The organism is Streptomyces sp. NPDC001843 (assembly GCF_042891955.1).
GTDB lineage: Bacteria > Actinomycetota > Actinomycetes > Streptomycetales > Streptomycetaceae > Streptomyces.
Window position 1 is genome coordinate 77112 of the sequence record NZ_JBIATQ010000008.1, and the last position, 19887, is coordinate 96998.

A 19887-nucleotide genomic window follows, 5' to 3' on the forward strand; every position below is an offset into this window, starting at 1 on the left:
AGGGAGCCGCATCCCGATGTCCGAGCCGGAAGAGCGTCAAGAGATCCAAGGGATCCAAGGGATCGACATCCACACGACCGCGGGCAAGCTCGCGGATCTCCAGCGCCGTATCGAGGAAGCGACGCACGCCGGCTCCGCACGCGCCGTCGAGAAGCAGCACGCCAAGGGCAAGCTGACGGCCCGTGAGCGGATCGAACTGCTGCTCGACGAGGGCTCCTTCGTCGAGCTGGACGAGTTCGCCCGGCACCGGTCCACCAACTTCGGGCTGGAGAAGAACCGGCCCTACGGGGACGGGGTGGTGACCGGTTACGGGACCGTCGACGGGCGTCCAGTCGCGGTGTTCTCGCAGGACTTCACCGTCTTCGGCGGGGCGCTGGGCGAGGTGTACGGGCAGAAGATCGTCAAGGTCATGGACTTCGCGCTGAAGACCGGCTGCCCCGTCATCGGCATCAACGACTCCGGCGGTGCGCGGATCCAGGAGGGCGTGGCCTCGCTGGGCGCGTACGGGGAGATCTTCCGGCGCAACACCCACGCCAGTGGTGTCATCCCGCAGATCTCGCTGGTCGTCGGCCCCTGCGCGGGCGGTGCCGTGTACTCGCCCGCGATCACCGACTTCACCGTCATGGTCGACCAGACCTCGCACATGTTCATCACCGGCCCGGACGTCATCAAGACCGTCACCGGTGAGGACGTCGGTTTCGAGGAGCTGGGCGGCGCCCGGACCCACAACACCGCCTCCGGGGTGGCCCACCACATGGCGGGCGACGAGAAGGACGCCATCGAGTACGTCAAGCAGCTGCTGTCGTACCTGCCGTCCAACAACCTCAGCGAGGCCCCGGTGTTCCCGGAGGAGGCGGACCTCACCGTCACCGACGAGGACCGGGAGCTGGACACGCTGGTGCCGGACAGCGCCAACCAGCCGTACGACATGCACACGGTGATCGAGCACATCCTCGACGACGCCGAGTTCTTCGAGACGCAGCCGCTGTTCGCGCCGAACATCCTCACCGGCTTCGGACGGGTCGAGGGCCACCCGGTGGGCATCGTCGCCAACCAGCCGCTGCAGTTCGCGGGCTGCCTCGACATCACGGCGAGCGAGAAGGCGGCCCGGTTCGTGCGGACCTGCGACGCCTTCAACGTCCCGGTCATCACCTTCGTCGACGTGCCGGGCTTCCTGCCGGGCGTCGACCAGGAGCACGACGGCATCATCCGGCGCGGCGCCAAGCTGATCTACGCGTACGCCGAGGCCACCGTCCCGCTGATCACGGTGATCACCCGGAAGGCCTTCGGCGGGGCGTACGACGTCATGGGCTCCAAGCACCTGGGCGCGGACCTCAACCTGGCCTGGCCGACCGCGCAGATCGCCGTGATGGGCGCGCAGGGCGCGGTCAACATCCTGCACCGCCGCACCATCGCCGAGGCGGAGGCCGCCGGCGAGGCGGACGCCACCCGGGCGCGGCTCATCCAGGAGTACGAGGACGCCCTGCTCAACCCGTACGTCGCGGCCGAGCGCGGCTACATCGACGCGGTGATCATGCCGGCCGACACGCGCGGTCACGTGGTGCGGGGCCTGCGTCAGCTGCGTACGAAGCGGGAATCCCTTCCTCCGAAGAAGCACGGCAACATTCCGCTGTAAGGAGCCGTTGTGACGATCAGAGTCGTACGGGGCAATCCGACCCCCGAGGAGCTGGCCGCCGCCCTGGCGGTGGTCCGGGCCCGCGCCGCGGCGGCGGCGGACACGCCGTCCGGCGCGGAGGGACCCCGGGACTCCTGGGCCGACCCGGCCCGCATCGCCGCCCACCGGCTGCCCCAGCCGGGCCCGGCGGCGTGGAGCCGCACCTACTGGCCCGGGTGAACCGGACAAGCGGAACCCTCGCGGCCAAGTTGAGTACGCGTACTCAGGCGCCGGCCCCGGGCTCCGCCGGACCATGGGGAGATGCTGTGGTCCGACCCTGAGAACGAGCCGCCGAAAGAACTGCGCGACATGCAGGACATGCTTCGGCGGCTCGGCCTTCTCATGGCGCTGGCCATGGTGCTCGCGATGATCGTGATCGGGCTGAGGTGAAGGGGCCGGACCGGCATCGCTAACCTGACCGCATGACTGCCAAGCCGCGCAGGCGACTCGTGCTCGCCTCCCAGTCCCCCGCCCGGCTCGGTCTGCTCCGGCAGGCCGGGATCGAGCCCGAGGTGATCGTGAGCGGGGTCGACGAGGACGCCGTCACCGCACCCACCCCCGCCGAGCTGGCCCTCGCCCTGGCCGAGGCGAAGGCCTCCGTGGTGGCCGCCCGGCCGGAGGTGCAGGGCGCCCTGGTGATCGGCTGCGACTCGGTGCTGGAGCTCGACGGGCAGGCGCTGGGCAAACCGGCGGACGCCGAGGAGGCCGCCGCCCGCTGGAAGGCCATGCGCGGGCGGGCCGGGATCCTCCAGACGGGTCACTGCGTGTGGGACACGGCGGCCAAGCGGTACGTGTCCGCGACCGCCTCCACCGTGGTCCGTTTCGGTGAACCCACCGACGAGGAGATCGCCGCCTACGTCGCCTCGGGCGAGCCCCTCCACGTCGCCGGCGCGTTCACCCTCGACGGCCGCTCGGCACCGTTCATCGAGGGCATCGACGGCGACCACGGCAACGTGATCGGCATCAGCCTGCCTCTGGTCCGGCGGCTGCTGGGAGAACTGGGCGTCGGTATCACGGAGTTGTGGGCGCCGGCGGAGTGACCGGGACGGGGGGCACCTCGTCCTGCGGCTCGGGGTCCGGGGCCGGGGCGCCGCCGGGGCCGCCGCCGTCGCCGGGCGTGCCCCCGGCCGCAGCAACGGCGGGGCCCTCCTGACGGTCGTACGTCATCAGGAGCAGCACGATCAGCGCGAGCACCACCGCCATGAAGGTGAACGCCTTCCAGCCCACCAGTCCCACGGCGAACGCGCCCAGCAACCCGTGCACCACCGCCACGCTGATCAGCAGGACGCGGCCGAAGCCGGCCGGTGCGCGGTCGCGGACGGCCACCAGCAGCGCCACCAGGGCGCACAGCGCGAAGTACAGACCGAAGAGCACTCCGCCGATCTTCGAGGAGAGTGCCATCTTGTCCGCGTCGAGGCCGGCGAGGGACATGTTCTGGTGGTCGACGACCACTCCGAGGAACCAGTTCAGTGCCGCGACACCGAACGCCTCGGCGAGGAGTATGACCGCCACGATCCACGCCACCGGTCTGCGCACCACCGGCCCCACCCACTTTCGACCGCGGCTCGACCAGAGCCGCGTTGCCTGCAGTACGTCCGAGACATCCTGAACGCTACTAACGGGTAAACCTCGGGACAAGGGTCCGGTCGGAAGCAAAGAGTCGTTGGGCCATTCGTAGGGACTCGACAAAGAAACCGAGTGGGGCGCGGCACGCTCTCACAGAGACCTTGACCACATGACGGGACTAGGGTTGCCCGGTGGGGTCCTGCGCACCTGGGTGCGACATGGGCTTTCGCGGGTCGAGCGAGCCTCGAATCACGCTCCGTGTGGGCAAGCTCACCATTGGGGACGGGTCGAAGTGCCGTGTCGGCAGTCCCTAAACTCGGCTTGTTTCAAGGAGGGAGCCTCAATCGTGCGCAAGGTGCTCATCGCCAACCGTGGCGAAATCGCTGTCCGCGTGGCCCGGGCATGCCGGGACGCGGGTATCGCGAGCGTTGCCGTCTACGCCGACCCGGACCGGGACGCTCTGCATGTCCGCGCCGCGGATGAGGCGTTCGCTCTGGGCGGTGACACTCCGGCCACCAGCTACCTCGACATCGACAAGGTCCTCGGTGCCGCCCGTGAGTCCGGCGCCGACGCCATCCATCCGGGCTACGGCTTCCTGTCGGAGAACGCGGAGTTCGCCCAGGCCGTCCTGGACGCCGGTCTGATCTGGATCGGTCCGCCGCCGCAGGCCATCCGCGATCTGGGTGACAAGGTGGCGGCCCGTCACATCGCCCAGCGTGCGGGCGCCCCGCTGGTGGCGGGTACGCCGGACCCGGTCTCGGGCGCGGAGGAGGTCGTCGCGTTCGCCAAGGAACACGGGCTGCCGATCGCGATCAAGGCGGCGTTCGGTGGCGGCGGCCGGGGTCTGAAGGTCGCCCGGACGCTGGAGGAGGTCCCCGAGCTGTACGACTCGGCGGTCCGTGAGGCCGTGGCCGCGTTCGGCCGGGGCGAGTGCTTCGTCGAGCGTTACCTCGACCGGCCGCGGCACGTGGAGACGCAGTGCCTGGCCGACCAGCACGGCAACGTGGTCGTGGTGTCGACCCGTGACTGCTCCCTCCAGCGGCGGCACCAGAAGCTGGTGGAGGAGGCTCCCGCGCCGTTCCTGTCCGAGGAGCAGGTCGCGGAGCTCTACCGGGCGTCGAAGGCGATCCTGAAGGAGGCCGGGTACGTCGGCGCCGGCACGTGTGAGTTCCTGGTGGGCCAGGACGGCACGATCTCCTTCCTGGAGGTCAACACGCGTCTGCAGGTCGAGCACCCGGTGACCGAGGAGGTCGCCGGCATCGACCTGGTGCGGGAGATGTTCCGCGTCGCCGACGGCGAGGAGCTCGGTTACGACGACCCGCCGCTGCGCGGTCACTCGTTCGAGTTCCGTATCAACGGTGAGGACCCGGGCCGCAACTTCCTGCCCGCCCCCGGCACGGTCACCCGTTTCGACGCACCCTCGGGTCCGGGTGTCCGGCTGGACGCGGGTGTGGAGGCCGGCAGTGTGATCGGCCCGGCGTGGGACTCGCTGCTGGCCAAGCTGATCGTCACCGGCCGCACCCGCAAGGAGGCCCTGGAGCGGGCCGCGCGTGCGCTGGACGAGTTCCAGGTCGAGGGCATGGCCACGGCCATCCCGTTCCACCGTACGGTGGTCCGGGACGCGGCGTTCGCCCCCGAGCTGACCGGCTCGGCGGAACCGTTCAAGGTCCACACCCGGTGGATCGAGACCGAGTTCGTCAACGAGATCAAGCCCTTCACCGCTCCGGCCGACGGCGAGACGGACGAGGAGCCGGGTCGTGAGACGGTCGTCGTCGAGGTCGGCGGCAAGCGGCTCGAGGTCTCCCTGCCCTCCTCGCTGGGCATGTCGCTGGCCCGCACCGGGCTGGCCGCGGGCGCCAAGCCCAAGCGGCGCGCGGCGAAGAAGTCCGGCCCGGTGGCTTCCGGCGACACCCTCGCCTCCCCGATGCAGGGCACGATCGTGAAGGTCGCGGTCGTGGAGGGCCAGGAGGTCAAGGAGGGCGACCTGGTCGTCGTCCTGGAGGCCATGAAGATGGAGCAGCCGCTGAACGCGCACAAGGCGGGCACCATCAAGGGTCTCAGCGCGGAGATCGGCGCGTCCATCAGCTCCGGCGCGGCGATCTGCGAGATCAAGGACTGATCTTCCGGTAGTAATACAGGACTCCGGGCGCCCGGCGGACGAAGCACTCGTCCGCCGGGCGTCCTGTTGCCGGGCGGGTCTCTCCGGCCCGGTGGCATCCTGGAGGCGAGTCGGGGCGGCGAGAGGGCGGGTGGAGGCCAGGTGGGTGCGACCGGGGAGGGGGCTGCCCGGCCCGGGGGCACGGCGGTGCCGCCCGGCGTCCCGCGGGCCATGCGCGCCGACGCCCGCCGGAACCACGAGCGGCTGCTCGCCGAGGCCCGCGCCGCGTTCGCCGCGTACGGCACCGACGCCTCCCTGGAGGACGTGGCGCGGCGCGCGGGCGTCGGCATCGGCACGCTCTACCGGCACTTCCCGAACCGGCAGGCGCTGATGAGCGCGGTCTTCGAGGACGCGGTGGGCGAACTCCTCGCCCGCGCCCGTGAGCTCCTCGACTCCCCCGAGCCCTGTTCGGCCCTGGTGACCTGGCTGCGGGAGATGGTCACGCACGCCGGTGAGTACCGCGGTCTGGCACGGGCGCTGATGTCGGTGTCCGCCGAGCCCTCCTCGGCACTGGCCCGCTGCAGCACCCCGATCCGCGAGGCGGGCGGCGCGCTGCTGGCCCGCGCCCAGGAGGCGGGCGCGGTACGGCCGGACGTCCCGATCGGGGACCTCCTCCAGCTGACCCACGCGATCGCCCTCGCGGCCGACGAGTCCCCGGGCGACCCCGACCTGGCCGACCGCTTGCTGCGGCTCACCCTCCGGGGGCTGAGGGCTCCCGAGGAAGGCACACGCCCTACCAAGGGGTGATCGGACGATCCGGTCCGACCGGGCGCACCGACGTGCAGACCGGAACGGGGAGCCAGTGGGCAGCGTGGCAGCCCGCACGCTGCGCTCCGCCGGGGCGCAGGGCCGGAGCCCTGCCGGGGTCTGGGGCGGAGCCCCAGGGTGGGGTGACTGCTCAGCCGACCGTCACGGGTGGGTGGGAAACAAGGCCCAGGGGCGCAGGGGACGCAGTCGTCCGGGCCGCGAGCGGCGAGCAGCCACTCCCGGCCGTCCGCAGGGCACCGGGCGCGGGGCCCGCCCACAGAGGCGCCGCAGGACCAGCGGCAGCCCTGACGGCGGCGCGGCACAGCGGCCCTCACGGCAAGACGCCCGGACCGCCCCGCTCGCGGCAGCGCCTAGCGACGGCGCATGTCCGCCACGCGGGGGCGGTCCGCGGTCGTGGGCTGGTCGGTGCCCAGGACGGAGGCGGAGCGCAGGCCCGTACCGGGGACCTGGCCGCGACGGGGGCCGGGCAGGGGCACGTCCCGGCGCTGCTGACGCGCCGGGACGTGGTCACCCCCCAGGCTTCCCGTCGCCCCGGCCACGGCGATCTGCACCCCCTGGTCGGCCATGGCCTGGAGCTCGGTGGCGGCACGGTCGTCGTGGGCGGGCGGGTCGTCGGTGACCAGACGGGTGATGAGGTCCGTGGGGACGGTCTGGAACATCGTGTCCGTGCCCAGCTTGGTGTGGTCGGCGAGGACCACGACCTCCGCGGCCGCCTGCACCAGGGCACGGTCGACGGACGCCGACAGCATGTTGGACGTGGACAGCCCGCGCTCCGCGGTGAGGCCGCTCCCGGAGAGGAAGGCCTTGGAGACCCTGAGCCCCTGCAGGGACTGCTCCGCGCCGGAGCCGACGAGGGCGTAGTTGGAGCCGCGCAGGGTCCCGCCGGTCATCACGACCTCCACGCGGTTGGCGTGGGCGAGCGCCTGGGCGACGAGCAGGGAGTTGGTGACGACGGTCAGGCCGGGCACCCGGGCGAGCCGACGGGCCAGCTCCTGCGTGGTGGTCCCCGCCCCCACCACGATGGCCTCGCCCTCTTCGACGAGTCCCGCGGCGAGGTCGGCGATGGCCGTCTTCTCGGCGGTCGCGAGATGGGACTTCTGCGGAAAGCCGGACTCCCGCGTGAACCCGCCCGGCAGTACCGCACCGCCGTGCCGGCGGTCGAGGAGTCCTTCTGCCTCCAGTGCCCGCACGTCCCGTCGTACGGTCACTTCGGAGGTCTGGACGACACGGGCGAGCTCACGGAGCGACACGGCCCCGTTCGCTCGCACCATTTCGAGGATCAATTGGCGACGTTCTGCAGCGAACACGAAACTGACAGTAACGCGGGTGACCGTCTGCTTTCAGCGGTTTGCGCCGAATAACAGAAGTTGTTCGCACGGCAGGGCGGGAAGTGGTATAGGACCTATCCATCCCGCCTATGCCGCGCGCATGATCCGGCAACCCCCCGTGACCAGCGGGAAGTTCGTATCGCCGTCAGATCTCGGCACCCGTCTTGCGCGTGTGCAACTGCCGTGCCACTTCGGCGATCGACCCCGAAAGCGACGGGTACACGGTGAAGGCGTTCGCGATCTGCTCGACCGTCAGATTGTTGTCGACGGCGATCGAGATCGGGTGGATGAGTTCCGAGGCGCGCGGCGCCACGACCACGCCGCCGACGACGATCCCGGTGCCCGGGCGGCAGAAGATCTTGACGAAGCCGTCCCGGATGCCCTGCATCTTCGCGCGCGGGTTGCGCAGCAGCGGGAGCTTGACGACCCGCGCGTCGATCTTGCCCGCGTCGACGTCGGCCTGGGAGTGGCCCACGGTGGCGATCTCGGGGTCGGTGAAGACGTTCGAGGAGACGGTCTTGAGGTTGAGCGGGGTCACCGCGTCGCCGAGGAAGTGGTACATGGCGATACGTCCCTGCATCGCGGCGACGGAGGCGAGGGCGAAGATCCCGGTGACGTCGCCCGCCGCGTACACACCGGGCGCGCTGGTCCGGGAGACCCGGTCGGTCCAGATGTGCCCGGAGTCGCGCAGCCGTACGCCGGCCTCCTCCAGACCGAGGCCCGCGCTGTTCGGGACGGCACCGACGGCCATCAGGCAGTGCGAGCCGGAGATGACGCGGCCGTCGGCGAGGGTGACCTCCACCCGGTCGCCGACCCGTTTGGCGGACTGGGCGCGGGAGCGGGCCATGACGTTCATGCCGCGGCGGCGGAAGACGTCCTCGAGGACGGCGGCGGCGTCCGGGTCCTCGCCGGGGAGCACGCGGTCGCGGGAGGAGACGAGGGTGACCTTGGAACCGAGGGCCTGGTAGGCGCCGGCGAACTCGGCGCCCGTGACACCGGAGCCGACCACGATTAGTTCCTCGGGGAGCTCGGTGAGGTCGTAGACCTGGGTCCAGTTCAGGATGCGCTCGCCGTCGGGCTGGGCGTCGGGCAGCTCGCGCGGGTGACCGCCGGTGGCTATGAGGACGGCGTCGGCGGTGAGCGTCTCCTCGGTGCCGTCGGCGGCGCGGACGACGACCTTGCGGGAGCCGTCGAGGGCCTGCATGCCCTCCAGCCGGCCGCGGCCGCGCATGACCCGGGCGCCGGCACGCGTGACGGAGGCGGTGATGTCGTGGGACTGGGCGAGGGCGAGCCGCTTCACACGGCGGTTGACCTTCCCCAGGTCCACCCCGACGACCCGGGCCGCCTGCTCCAGCGGCGGGGTGTCGTCCGCGACGATGATGCCCAGCTCCTCGTACGACGAGTCGAAGGTGGTCATCACCTCCGCCGTCGCGATGAGCGTCTTCGACGGCACGCAGTCGGTCAGCACCGACGCTCCGCCCAGACCGTCGCAGTCGACGACGGTCACCTCCGCGCCGAGCTGCGCGGCCACCAGCGCCGCTTCGTAGCCGCCGGGTCCGCCACCGATGATCACGATCCGAGTCACGTACTCCATTGTCCCGCACGCCTCGAAGTGCTTCCGTCCGGGGGCGCCGGGCCTCGCTCCGCGAGGTCGCCCCCGTGCCGGCCGCCTGGTGGGACCGGGATGACGAGGCCGGGCGTTCCCACTGCCGTACCCTCGATCCATGTCGTCGCTCTACGCCGCGTACGCCGGCAATCTCGACGCGCGGCTGATGTCCCGCCGCGCCCCGCACTCGCCGCTGCGCGCCACCGGCTGGCTGAACGGGTGGCGGCTGACCTTCGGCGGTGAGCAGCTGGGCTGGGAGGGTGCGCTGGCCACACTCGTCGAGGACCCCCTGTCGCAGGTCTTCGTGGCGCTGTACGACATCGCGCCGATGGACGAGGAGTCCATCGACCGGTGGGAGGGCGTCGGCCTCGGCATCTACCGGCGGATGCGCGTCCGGGTGCACACGCTGGACGGGTCGGAGCCGGCGTGGGTGTACGTGCTGAACGGGTACGAGGGCGGGCTGCCCTCGGCCCGGTACCTCGGGGAGATCGCGGACGCGGCGGAGTCGGCGGGGGCCCCGCACGACTATGTGATGGAGCTGCGGAAACGGCCCTGCTGAGGAGGTACGCCTCTAAAATCGGTCCGACCGGAGCAGGAACGGGAGGGCACCCATATGGCCCCCATCACCACGTACGACGTGTACTACACCGAGCAGGCCGCCGCGGCCCGCGACCGGCTCGACGACCAGCAGCGCAACGCCTTCGACAAGGGCATCGCGCTCCTGTCCCGCGACCCCTTCCTCCCGGTGTCCCGCCCCATAAGCTCCACCGGCGACGACCGCACGATCCGGCTCACGCAGAACATCCTGGTGGAGTACACGGTCAGCCGGGGACGACTGCTGATCTTCATCGTCGAGGTCTTCAACGACAAGGACGTCCTCATCCCAGGCGAGGGCTGACCCGGTCCGGGCGCCCGTCGCCCGGCTCGCCGGAAACGACAAGACAACGATCGCGTTCCCGTGAGCTCCGACATCTACGCGCGTAGGCTCGGAGCGGCTACCCTCGTCCGCGTGAACGCATCTCTTCTTCCGGACGACATCCAGGGCGACCCCTACGCCGCCGCCGACACGGCCGCCGCCCGCCTGCGCGAGCTCACGGGCGCCGAGACCCACGACGTCGTCCTCGTGATGGGCTCCGGCTGGGCTCCGGCCGTCGACGCCCTGGGGGCTCCCGACGCGGAGTTCCAGGTCACCGAGCTGCCCGGGTTCCCGGCGCCGGCCGTCGAGGGCCACGGGGGCAAGGTCCGCTCGTACGTCATCGGTGACAAGCGCGCGCTGGTCTTCCTGGGACGTACGCACTACTACGAGGGCCGCGGTGTCGCCGCCGTGGCGCACGGGGTGCGTACGGCGGTGGCCGCGGGCTGCAAGACCGTGGTGCTCACCAACGGATGCGGGGGTCTTCGGCAGGGCATGCGGCCCGGGCAGCCGGTGCTGATCAGCGACCACATCAACCTGACGGCGACCTCGCCGATCGTCGGGGCGAACTTCGTGGACCTGACCGACCTGTACTCGCCGCGGCTGCGGGCGCTGTGCAAGGAGATCGACGAGTCGCTGGAGGAGGGCGTCTACGCCCAGTTCCCCGGCCCGCACTACGAGACGCCGGCCGAGATCCGGATGGCCCGGGTGATCGGGGCGGACCTCGTGGGCATGTCGACGGTGCTCGAGGCCATCGCGGCGCGGGAGGCCGGGGCGGAGGTGCTGGGTATCTCCCTCGTGACGAATCTCGCCGCCGGTATGACCGGGGAGCCGCTGAACCACGAGGAGGTCCTGCAGGCCGGGCGGGACTCGGCGGCGCGGATGGGGACGTTGCTCGCGCGCGTGCTCGGCCGGTTGTAGGCGCGGGTCGGCTCTGGCGGGGGCCGGCTGGGACTCCGCCCCAGACCCCGGCGTTTCCCACCCACCCACCCGTGACAGCCAACTGAAAAGTGGCCCCCTGGGGCTCCGCCCCAGACCCCAGCGTGGGCTCCGCCCCCTGCACCCCCGGGGCTCCGCCCCTGCATCCTTCGCGGGGCGCCGCCCCTCATCCTTCGCGGGGCGCCGCCCCTCATCCTTCGCGGGTTTCCGCCAGTACAGCCCCTCGCGGGGCTCCTGCCCCGCACTCCATCGGGCTCCGTTGGCGGGAGGCTCCGGCGCCGCCCGGCATCATCCAGCCCGTCCGGCGTTCGAGGACGAGGGCGTTCAGGCCGAAGCGGGGGTCTGGGGGCGGCAGCCCCCGGCATACGGCAAGCAGTAAGCGACACCAACGAGAGGTTGACCCGACGTGCACGACGATCTGATCGCACGGGCCAAGGCGTGGCTCGCCGAGGACCCCGACGTGGAGACCCGTGAGGAACTCGCCGCGCTGATCGACGCCGGGGACGTCGAGGAGCTCGCCGCGCGGTTCGGCGGGACGCTGCAGTTCGGTACCGCGGGGCTGCGGGGCGAGCTGGGGGCGGGGCCGATGCGGATGAACCGGGCCGTGGTCATCCGGGCCGCCGCCGGGCTCGCGGCGTATCTGAGGAAGAAGGGGCAGGCCGGCGGAGTCGTCGTCATCGGCTACGACGCCCGGCACAAGTCCGAGGACTTCGCCCGCGACACCGCCGCCGTGATGACGGGCGCGGGGCTGCGCGCGGCCGTGCTGCCCCGGCCGCTGCCGACGCCCGTCCTGGCCTTCGCCATCAGGCACCTCGGCGCGGTCGCCGGCGTCGAGGTCACCGCCAGTCACAACCCGCCCCGGGACAACGGCTACAAGGTGTACCTGGGCGACGGTTCCCAGATCGTCCCGCCCGCCGACGCGGAGATCGCCGCGGAGATCGACGGGATCGTCTCCCTCGACGACGTCCCGCGTCCCGACACCGGCTGGGAGACCCTCGACGACTCGGTCCTCGACGCCTATCTCACCCGTACCGAGGCTGTTCTGGCCGAGGGCTCCCCGCGTACCGCCCGTGCCGTCTACACGGCGATGCACGGCGTCGGCAAGGACGTGCTGCTGGCCGCGTTCGCGCGGGCCGGGTTCCCGGAGCCCGTGCTCGTCGCCGAGCAGGCCGAGCCCGACCCGGACTTCCCGACCGTCGCCTTCCCCAACCCGGAGGAGCCGGGGGCGATGGACCTGGCCTTCGCGAAGGCGCGGGAGGCGGAGCCCGACCTGGTCATCGCCAACGACCCCGACGCGGACCGGTGCGCCGTCGCCGTGCGGGACCGGGGCGAGTGGCGGATGCTGCGCGGGGACGAGGTGGGTGCCCTGCTCGCCGCCCACCTGGTGCGGCGCGGGGCGACCGGCACCTTCGCCGAGTCCATCGTGTCGTCGTCGCTGCTCGGCCGGATCGCCGAGAAGGCGGGGCTGCCGTACGAGGAGACCCTCACCGGCTTCAAGTGGATCGCCCGGGTGGACGGGCTGCGGTACGGGTACGAGGAGGCCCTCGGTTACTGCGTCGACCCGGACGGCGTACGGGACAAGGACGGCATCACGGCCGCCCTGCTCGTCACCGAGCTGGCCTCCGAGCTCAAGGAGCAGGGGCGGACCCTGCTCGACCTGCTCGACGACCTCGCCGTGGAACACGGGCTGCACGCCACCGACCAGCTCTCGGTGCGCGTCCAGGACCTGTCGGTCATCTCCGAGGCCATGCGGCGTCTGCGCGAGCAGCCGCCGACCGAGCTGGCCGGGCTCTCCGTCACCAGGGCCGAGGACCTCACCGAGGGGACCGACAGGCTGCCGCCCACCGACGGCCTGCGCTACACCCTCGACGGGGCACGCGTCATCGTCCGGCCCAGCGGCACCGAGCCGAAGCTGAAGTGCTACCTGGAGGTCGTCGTGCCGGTCGCCTCGCACGACGGGCTGCCGGCCGCCCGCGCCCGGGCCGCCGAACTGCTCGCGGCGGTCAGGCGCGATCTGTCGGCGGTCGCCGGCATCTGAGCCGTACGGACGCCGTGCCGCCGTGCCGGTCACGTCACGCTGATGGGATGTCCCTGCCGCCAGGGGCATCCCATCGGTGCTGTCCGGCCGGGCCCGTCCTGCCGGCTCGCTAGGGTCTGTCCGGCGGATCATGCCGCGGACGCGGGGCTTGGCACGCCGATGAGGCACCGTCCGTTTCCTGCGACCTGATCCCGCCGGACAGACCCTACGGCAGCCGCCCCGCCGACGGCGGCGAGGCGGGCGGCGGCCGCGGTAGCGGCGTCGGCCGGGGCGGGCAGGCGCGGGGCGGTGCGCCGCGGGGCGGTGATCCCGGGGTGGTGGGCGTGAGGGGCGGTCGCGCGACGACGCGCGACACGGAGGCCTGCGCGGTGCGGGCCGTCCGGGCCGGGAGCGGGCGCGGCCCGGTTCATGGTGGCCACCGCCTCGGCGGGCGTCCGCCGGCAGGGGCACGGCAGGCCGAACCTGCGCTCCAGCCGGATCCGTCAACCCGACGGCCCGTCAGCCTGTAAAGCGCAGGATCGTCAGCAGGATCGCCCCGGCCACCGCGGGCGCCGCGATCTCGTACGCCCAGCGGACGGTGACCTCGCCCTGTGCCGTCTCCGCCTGCTCGCGGTCCTCGAGGAGCCCGCGCAGTTCGTCCATGATCTTGTCGGTCTCGGCACGGGTCGGGCCGTCCGGCACGGCGGAGCCCCGCTGGCCGCCGGCGCCGAACCCGCCGCCCGGTCCGCCGGTCGTGCCGCCCGCACGGGCCTGCGCCTCGGCGCGGGTCTGCCGCCGGGTGGCCTTCTTGCGGGCGCGCAGCGAGACGGGGATGGCCCACAGCTGGTACTTGGTGCCGGACTTGGTGACGACCTCGTTCGAGTAGCCGGAGCGCAGGGAGGCGATCTGACCCCAGGGCAGCGTGATCACCCGGAAGGGGTTGCGCACACGCAGCCGGTCGTCGCCCGCGAAGACCGCCGGGCGCAGGGTGAAGGCGGTCACCAGCGGAACGACGAGGATGAGCCCGGCGAGCGCCAGCCACGGGGTGCGGCCGTGCCCCTTGACCAGCGCGTCGACGCCGAGCCACGCGACGATGGCGAGCAGCAGGACACCGCCCAGGAGCGCCATCGGAGAGCGGTAGATCCGGTCCTTGGCGGCGGGCGCCGGGGGTTGCGGCGCGGGTGACTGGTGGTCCGGGGTCGTCATGCTCCCGATTCTGCCCGACGCTTCCGGCAGCCCACGTACGCGGTCCCGGACGGGTACTCGGCCACGGCGCCGGCCTTGGGACGAGTACCTGGGGGTGTACAGCCGCTACGCGCGTAGATATGCTCGGCTGGTGACCATGCCCAGTACTGCACCCGCTGTTCTCGCTGACGTCACCGCGTCCGACAGCACGCTGCGCCGCTTCCTCCACGGGCTGCCCGGCGTCGACGCGGTCGGCCTGGAGGCGCGCGCCGCCTCGCTCGGCACCCGTTCCATCAAGACCACCGCGAAGGCGTACGCCATCGACCTCGCCATCTCGATGGTCGACCTGACGACGCTGGAAGGCGCGGACACCCGGGGCAAGGTCCGGGCGCTCGGCGCCAAGGCCGTCCACCCCGACCCGACCGACCGTACGACCCCCGCGACCGCGGCCGTCTGCGTCTACCCCGACATGGTGACCGCCGCCAAGGAGGCCGTCGCCGGCTCGGGCGTGAAGGTCGCCTCGGTCGCCACCGCCTTCCCGGCCGGCCGTGCCGCCCTCGACGTGAAGCTGGCCGACGTCCGCGAGGCCGTGCTCGCCGGCGCCGACGAGATCGACATGGTCATCGACCGGGGGGCGTTCCTCGCGGGCAAGTACCTGAAGGTGTACGACGAGATCGTCGCGGTGAAGGAGGCCTGCGGGACCTCCGCCCGCCTGAAGGTCATCTTCGAGACGGGCGAGCTGTCGACGTACGACAACATCCGGCGCGCGAGCTGGCTCGGCATGCTGGCGGGGGCCGACTTCATCAAGACCTCCACCGGCAAGGTCGGGGTGAACGCCACGCCCGCCAACACCCTGCTCATGCTGGAGGCCGTGCGGGACTTCCGCGCGCAGACCGGGGTTCAGGTCGGCGTGAAGCCGGCCGGCGGCATCCGCACCAGCAAGGACGCGATCAAGTTCCTCGTCCTGGTCAACGAGACCGTCGGCGAGGACTGGCTGGACAACCACTGGTTCCGCTTCGGCGCCTCCTCGCTCCTGAACGACCTGCTGATGCAGCGTCAGAAGCTGGCCACCGGCCGCTACTCCGGCCCCGACTACGTGACGGTGGACTGATCACCATGGCATCGGTATTCGAATACGCACCCGCGCCCGAGTCCCGCGGAGTCGTCGACATCGCGCCCTCGTACGGCCTGTTCATCGACGGCGAGTTCACCGAGGCGGCCGACGGCAAGGTCTTCAAGACGGTCAGCCCGTCCACCGAGGAGGTCCTCTCCGAGGTCGCGCAGGCCGGTGAGGCGGACGTCGATCGTGCGGTGAAGGCCGCCCGCAAGGCCTTCGAGAAGTGGTCGGCGCTGCCCGGCTCGGAGCGCGCCAAGTACCTGTTCCGCATCGCCCGCATCATCCAGGAGCGCAGCCGTGAGCTGGCCGTCCTGGAGACGCTGGACAACGGCAAGCCCATCAAGGAGACCCGCGACGCCGACCTGCCCCTGGTCGCCGCGCACTTCTTCTACTACGCGGGCTGGGCGGACAAGCTGGAGCACGCCGGCTTTGGACCGAACCCGCAGCCGCTGGGCGTGGCCGGTCAGGTCATCCCCTGGAACTTCCCCCTGCTGATGCTGGCGTGGAAGATCGCCCCGGCGCTGGCCACCGGCAACACGGTGGTCCTGAAGCCGGCCGAGACCACTCCCCTGTCGGCGCTGTTCTTCGCGGACGTCTGCCGTCAGGCGGGCCTGCCCAAGGGTGTCGTCAACATCCTCCCGGGCTACGGTGACGCGGGCGCCGCGCTCGTCGCGCACCCCGACGTGAACAAGGTGGCCTTCACCGGCTCGACCGCCGTCGGCAAGGAGATCGCCCGCACGGTCGCCGGCACCCGCAAGAAGCTCACCCTGGAGCTGGGCGGCAAGGGCGCCAACATCGTCTTCGACGACGCCCCCATCGACCAGGCCGTCGAGGGCATCGTCACCGGCATCTTCTTCAACCAGGGCCAGGTCTGCTGCGCGGGCTCGCGCCTGCTGGTCCAGGAGTCGGTCCACGACGAGCTGCTCGACTCCCTCAAGCGCCGACTGTCCACCCTCCGTCTGGGCGATCCGCTCGACAAGAACACCGACATCGGCGCGATCAACTCCGCCGAGCAGCTCGCCCGGATCACCGCGCTCGCCGACCAGGGCGAGGCGGAGGGCGCCGAGCGCTGGTCGCCGGCCTGTGACCTGCCTACGGCCGGTTACTGGTTCGCGCCGACGCTCTTCACCAACGTCACCCAGGCGCACACCATCGCCCGCGACGAGATCTTCGGCCCGGTGCTGTCGGTGCTGACCTTCCGTACGCCGGACGAGGCGGTCGCCAAGGCGAACAACACGCAGTACGGACTGTCGGCGGGCATCTGGACCGAGAAGGGCTCCCGCATCCTGGCCGTCGCGGGCAAGCTGCGCGCCGGTGTCGTCTGGTCCAACACGTTCAACAAGTTCGACCCGACCTCGCCGTTCGGCGGCTACAAGGAGTCGGGCTTCGGCCGCGAGGGCGGCCGCCACGGCCTGGAGGCGTACCTCGATGTCTGATGAGCGACTTTCCGTCTTCAAGACCTACAAGCTGTACGTCGGCGGGAAGTTCCCGCGTTCCGAGAGCGGCCGGGTGTACGAGGTGACCGACGCTAAAGGCAAGTGGCTGGCGAACGCCCCCCTCTCCTCCCGCAAGGACGCCCGAGACGCGGTGGTCGCCGCCCGCAAGGCGTTCGGCGGCTGGGCGGGCGCGACGGCGTACAACCGCGGGCAGATCCTCTACCGCGTCGCCGAGATGCTGGAGGGCCGCAGGGCCCAGTTCGTCCAGGAGGTCGCCGACGCGGAGGGCCTGTCGAAGTCCAAGGCCGCGGCCCAGGTCGACGCGACCATCGACCGCTGGGTCTGGTACGCGGGCTGGACCGACAAGATCGCCCAGGTGGTCGGCGGCGGCAACCCGGTCGCGGGCCCGTTCTTCAACCTCTCCTCGCCCGAACCGACGGGCGTGGTGGCGGTGCTGGCCCCGCAGGAGTCGTCCTTCCTGGGCCTGGTCTCGGTGATCGCCCCGGTGATCGCGACGGGCAACACGGCGGTCGTGGTGGCGTCCGAGAAGGCCCCGCTCCCGGCTCTGTCGCTGGGCGAGGTGCTGGCCACCTCCGACCTGCCCGGCGGAGTCGTCAACGTCCTGTCCGGCCGCACGGCGGAGATCGCGGCGCCGCTGGCCGCGCACCAGGACGTCAACGCGATCGACCTGGCGGGCGCCGACGAGGTGCTGGCGAAGGAGCTGGAGATCGCGGCGGCGGACAACCTGAAGCGGGTTCTTCGTCCACAGCCTGTGGACGACTGGTCGGCGACTCCGGGGACCGAGCGCATGACGGCGTTCCTGGAGACGAAGACGGTCTGGCACCCGACGGGGTCGCTGGGCGCGTCTGGCTCGTCGTACTGAGCAGGCCGCGACAAGACCGAGAGCCGCGCTTCCCCTCCGACCAGGGGAGGCGCGGCTCTCTCGTCGGGGCGTCAGCCCTGTACGACGCCCTGCTCGGCCGTCACCTGCCGGCCCGCCGACGTCTGGCCGAACGGCGCCGCCTGCCCCGTCGGGCCGGACATCGGGCCGACGCCGGCGCCCGCGAGGGCGTCGGGGTCGAAGCCGGTGACCGGACCGAGCACGTACGGCAGGGGGCCACCCAGGGAGACGTCCGCGGACGCCGTCGCCGCGCCCGCGCCCAGGGCCGCTACGGCGGCCGCGAGGGCGATCAGGTCGCGCCGCACCGCGGAGGGTCGGGGGAACGTGTCTCGTGCCATTGCTGATGCCGCCTTCCGGTACGCACAGCGAGGAAGCAAACACGAAGAGTAGTAGAGGTGTGATGCTCACTCCAAAGCCGACCCGCGGGGTCGGCAGAGGGCTCACCATGCGTCAAACTGGTGTTCCGTGAGCATTCAACCCCCGTCCCCCGCCCGTGTCGTACTGCTGTGCGGCCCCTCGGGCTCGGGCAAGTCACTCGTCGCCGCCCGTTCCGGGCTCCCTGTCCTGCGCCTCGACGACTTCTACAAGGAGGGCGACGACCCGACGCTGCCTCTGGTGGAGGGGAGTTCGGACATCGACTGGGACCATCCGCAGTCGTGGGACGCGGACGTCGCGGTCGAGGCCATCACCCGGCTGTGCGCCAAGGGATCGACGCCCGTACCGGTGTACGACATCGCGCTGAGCGCCCGTACCGGCGAGGAGACGCTGCGCATCGGGCGTGCCCCGCTGTTCATCGCGGAGGGCATCTTCGCCGCCGAGATCGTCGAGCGCTGCCGTGAGCTCGGGGTGCTGGCGGACGCGCTCTGCCTGACCCGCGGGCCGGTCACCACCTTCCGCCGGCGCTTCCTGCGGGATCTGCAGGAGGGCCGCAAGTCGGTGCCGTTCCTGCTGCGCCGCGGCTGGCGGCTGATGCGCGCGGAACGGTCGATCGTCGCCCGCCAGGTCTCGCTGGGCGCCCACCCCTGCGACCGGGACGAGGCCCTGGGCAGGCTGGCGGCCGCGGCGGTGGGCCGGCAGACCCGGGGCACGCGTACGGCGGCCTGACCGGCGGACGTACGCCGAACGCAGAGAAGCGGGCGCAAAAAAAAAGCGGGACTGGACGGACCCCCCGGCCCTCCAGTCCCGCACTCCGTCCACGTCCCCCGTGACGGAGTTCCCCGCGATCCCCCTTGCTTCCCCCGTGTACTTCCCCCGTGTTCCCCCCGGGTGGTACTCCCCCACCGAGCCCATCAGCGGCCGACGGCCGCGGGCCCCTACCTTCAGGCGACCAGCTCCCCGAAGGCGTATTCCTCGTCACGGCCGAAGCTGAGGACCTCGTCCTCGCGCAGCCGGCGGAGCGACCGCCAGATGCTGGACTTGACCGTGCCGACACTGATGTCGAGGATCTCCGCGATCTCCGGGTCCGTGCGGCCCTCGTAGTAGCGCAGGACCAGCATGGTGCGCTGGAGTTCGGGCAGCCGGGACAGCGCCTGCCACAGCACCGCGCGCAGCTCGGTGCCGCGCATGGCGTCCGTGTCGCCGGGCGTCTCCGGCAGTTCCTCGGTCGGGTACTCGTTGAGCTTGCGGCGCCGCCAGGCGCTGATGTGCAGGTTGGTCATGGTGCGGCGGAGGTATCCGCCGACCGCGGCCTTGTCGCTGATCCGGTCCCAGGCCCGGTACGTCGAGAACAGCGCGCTCTGCAGCAGGTCCTCGGCCTCGAAACGGTCACCGGTGAGGTGGTAGGCGGTTGCGTACAGGGAGGCGCGGCGCTCCTGGACGTAGGCGGTGAACGCCGCTTCGGCATCCACAGTCTCCGTCAGCGAGCGGCGCTCCCCCGAGTCCTCCCTGTACGCGGCTCCCCCGTGCGATTCCCCCGTGTGCGCGTCAACCACCGACATGTATGCCGGAAGCTGACGCCCGGCGCCGCGAGCGCACCCCCGCATGCTCACAGCCCCGGACTTCTCGGAACCCCGGTTCACGTCGTGCAGCCGCGTGACCACTGCGCTGGTGCTGGTGCCGTGCAGCGTGCTCATCTCGCGCCCCCCGTCGTGGACTTCCGGTGTTCGTCTCGCTCAGGCGGTCTGGCTTGCCTGTGCCGAAAAGCTTGCCGACGGCACTTCATGGCCATGTCCGCCGACTGTCACAGACCTGTCACAGGGGTCGGCCACACGGCTGTCACACCGTGCGCACAGGTAGTGGCGGTACGGGGTGCCGGGAGGGCACCCCGGCCCACAGGTCG

Annotated in this window: 20 protein-coding genes; 14 read left to right on the forward strand and 6 right to left on the reverse strand. The window is 71.7% G+C overall.

Annotation, left to right across the window (positions count from 1 at the left end; all coding sequences use genetic code 11):
• Window positions 1-16: 16 nt before the first annotated feature.
• From ACFYZQ_RS20950 to ACFYZQ_RS20965, 4 genes are all read left to right on the forward strand, one after another.
• Window positions 17-1636: an acyl-CoA carboxylase subunit beta gene (locus ACFYZQ_RS20950; RefSeq protein ID WP_389149690.1), complete on the forward strand. Its 1620-nt coding sequence runs from the start codon at window positions 17-19 to the stop codon at window positions 1634-1636.
• Window positions 1637-1645: 9 nt separating this feature from the next.
• Window positions 1646-1855 carry an acyl-CoA carboxylase epsilon subunit gene (locus ACFYZQ_RS20955; RefSeq protein ID WP_389149693.1) on the forward strand — a complete coding sequence of 70 codons (210 nt, stop codon included), beginning with the start codon at window positions 1646-1648 and terminating at the stop codon, window positions 1853-1855.
• Between the two features lie 81 nt (window positions 1856-1936).
• Window positions 1937-2065, forward strand: coding sequence for a morphogenic membrane protein MmpB (gene mmpB, locus ACFYZQ_RS20960; protein ID WP_351351856.1), 129 nt, complete (start codon window positions 1937-1939; stop codon window positions 2063-2065).
• Between the two features lie 32 nt (window positions 2066-2097).
• Window positions 2098-2715, forward strand: coding sequence for a Maf family protein (locus ACFYZQ_RS20965; protein WP_389149696.1), 618 nt, complete (start codon window positions 2098-2100; stop codon window positions 2713-2715).
• Here ACFYZQ_RS20965 and ACFYZQ_RS20970 read toward each other — a convergent pair.
• On the reverse strand, window positions 2687-3214 hold the full coding sequence (locus tag ACFYZQ_RS20970) for a hypothetical protein (protein WP_389149699.1): 528 nt from the start codon (window positions 3212-3214) through the stop codon (window positions 2687-2689). The genes ACFYZQ_RS20965 and ACFYZQ_RS20970 overlap by 29 nt on opposite strands.
• Before the next feature lie 373 nt (window positions 3215-3587).
• On the opposite strand from ACFYZQ_RS20970, the gene ACFYZQ_RS20975 reads away from it, so the two are divergent.
• The gene (locus tag ACFYZQ_RS20975; RefSeq protein WP_389149702.1) at window positions 3588-5360 is read left to right on the forward strand and encodes an acetyl/propionyl/methylcrotonyl-CoA carboxylase subunit alpha; all 1773 of its coding nucleotides are present in this window, start codon (window positions 3588-3590) and stop codon (window positions 5358-5360) included.
• Between the two features lie 210 nt (window positions 5361-5570).
• The gene (locus ACFYZQ_RS20980) at window positions 5571-6146 is read left to right on the forward strand and encodes a TetR/AcrR family transcriptional regulator (protein ID WP_389150400.1); all 576 of its coding nucleotides are present in this window, start codon (window positions 5571-5573) and stop codon (window positions 6144-6146) included.
• Window positions 6147-6517: 371 nt separating this feature from the next.
• Here the strand turns inward: ACFYZQ_RS20980 and ACFYZQ_RS20985 are convergent, their stop codons facing one another.
• Both ACFYZQ_RS20985 and ACFYZQ_RS20990 read right to left on the reverse strand, forming a co-directional pair.
• Window positions 6518-7474: a DeoR/GlpR family DNA-binding transcription regulator gene (locus ACFYZQ_RS20985; protein WP_389149705.1), complete on the reverse strand. Its 957-nt coding sequence runs from the start codon at window positions 7472-7474 to the stop codon at window positions 6518-6520.
• 166 nt (window positions 7475-7640) lie between these two features.
• On the reverse strand, window positions 7641-9089 hold the full coding sequence (locus ACFYZQ_RS20990; protein ID WP_389149708.1) for an NAD(P)H-quinone dehydrogenase: 1449 nt from the start codon (window positions 9087-9089) through the stop codon (window positions 7641-7643).
• A 130-nt stretch (window positions 9090-9219) separates the two neighbouring features.
• Here ACFYZQ_RS20990 and ACFYZQ_RS20995 point away from each other — a divergent pair, with 130 nt between their 5' ends.
• The 4 genes from ACFYZQ_RS20995 (at window position 9220) to ACFYZQ_RS21010 (ending at window position 12991) form a co-directional block, all read left to right on the forward strand.
• A complete protein-coding gene (locus ACFYZQ_RS20995) occupies window positions 9220-9660 on the forward strand; it encodes a gamma-glutamylcyclotransferase (protein WP_389149711.1) in 441 nt (146 codons plus the stop codon).
• A gap of 54 nt (window positions 9661-9714) precedes the next feature.
• Entirely contained in the window at window positions 9715-9999 is a 285-nt protein-coding gene (locus ACFYZQ_RS21000) for a type II toxin-antitoxin system RelE/ParE family toxin (RefSeq protein ID WP_389149713.1), read from the forward strand.
• Window positions 10000-10110: 111 nt separating this feature from the next.
• Entirely contained in the window at window positions 10111-10935 is an 825-nt protein-coding gene (locus tag ACFYZQ_RS21005) for a purine-nucleoside phosphorylase (RefSeq protein ID WP_389149716.1), read from the forward strand.
• 424 nt (window positions 10936-11359) lie between these two features.
• On the forward strand, window positions 11360-12991 hold the full coding sequence (locus ACFYZQ_RS21010; RefSeq protein WP_389149719.1) for a phospho-sugar mutase: 1632 nt from the start codon (window positions 11360-11362) through the stop codon (window positions 12989-12991).
• A 498-nt stretch (window positions 12992-13489) separates the two neighbouring features.
• On the opposite strand, the gene ACFYZQ_RS21015 is transcribed toward ACFYZQ_RS21010, so the two are convergent.
• A complete protein-coding gene (locus ACFYZQ_RS21015) occupies window positions 13490-14176 on the reverse strand; it encodes a PH domain-containing protein (protein WP_389149722.1) in 687 nt (228 codons plus the stop codon).
• A 136-nt stretch (window positions 14177-14312) separates the two neighbouring features.
• On the opposite strand from ACFYZQ_RS21015, the gene deoC reads away from it, so the two are divergent.
• Genes deoC through ACFYZQ_RS21030 form a run of 3 tightly spaced genes read left to right on the forward strand, consistent with a single transcriptional unit; the run spans window position 14313 to window position 17591 of the window.
• Window positions 14313-15266 (forward strand): deoxyribose-phosphate aldolase, encoded by a 954-nt coding sequence (gene deoC, locus ACFYZQ_RS21020; protein ID WP_389149725.1) that lies wholly within the window; start codon window positions 14313-14315, stop codon window positions 15264-15266.
• Between the two features lie 5 nt (window positions 15267-15271).
• On the forward strand, window positions 15272-16708 hold the full coding sequence (locus ACFYZQ_RS21025) for an aldehyde dehydrogenase family protein (RefSeq protein WP_389149728.1): 1437 nt from the start codon (window positions 15272-15274) through the stop codon (window positions 16706-16708).
• Window positions 16701-17591 (forward strand): aldehyde dehydrogenase family protein, encoded by an 891-nt coding sequence (locus ACFYZQ_RS21030; RefSeq protein ID WP_389149731.1) that lies wholly within the window; start codon window positions 16701-16703, stop codon window positions 17589-17591. Before ACFYZQ_RS21025 ends, ACFYZQ_RS21030 begins: the two co-directional genes overlap by 8 nt.
• Window positions 17592-17662: 71 nt before the next feature.
• On the opposite strand, the gene ACFYZQ_RS21035 is transcribed toward ACFYZQ_RS21030, so the two are convergent.
• Complete coding sequence (locus tag ACFYZQ_RS21035; RefSeq protein WP_389149733.1) at window positions 17663-17947, reverse strand: hypothetical protein; 285 nt, start codon at window positions 17945-17947, stop codon at window positions 17663-17665.
• A gap of 127 nt (window positions 17948-18074) precedes the next feature.
• Between ACFYZQ_RS21035 and ACFYZQ_RS21040 the strand changes: the two genes are divergently transcribed.
• Window positions 18075-18713: a uridine kinase gene (locus tag ACFYZQ_RS21040; RefSeq protein WP_389149736.1), complete on the forward strand. Its 639-nt coding sequence runs from the start codon at window positions 18075-18077 to the stop codon at window positions 18711-18713.
• Window positions 18714-18928: 215 nt separating this feature from the next.
• On the opposite strand, the gene ACFYZQ_RS21045 is transcribed toward ACFYZQ_RS21040, so the two are convergent.
• On the reverse strand, window positions 18929-19681 hold the full coding sequence (locus tag ACFYZQ_RS21045; RefSeq protein WP_389149739.1) for a SigE family RNA polymerase sigma factor: 753 nt from the start codon (window positions 19679-19681) through the stop codon (window positions 18929-18931).
• Between the last annotated feature and the right edge of the window lie 206 nt (window positions 19682-19887).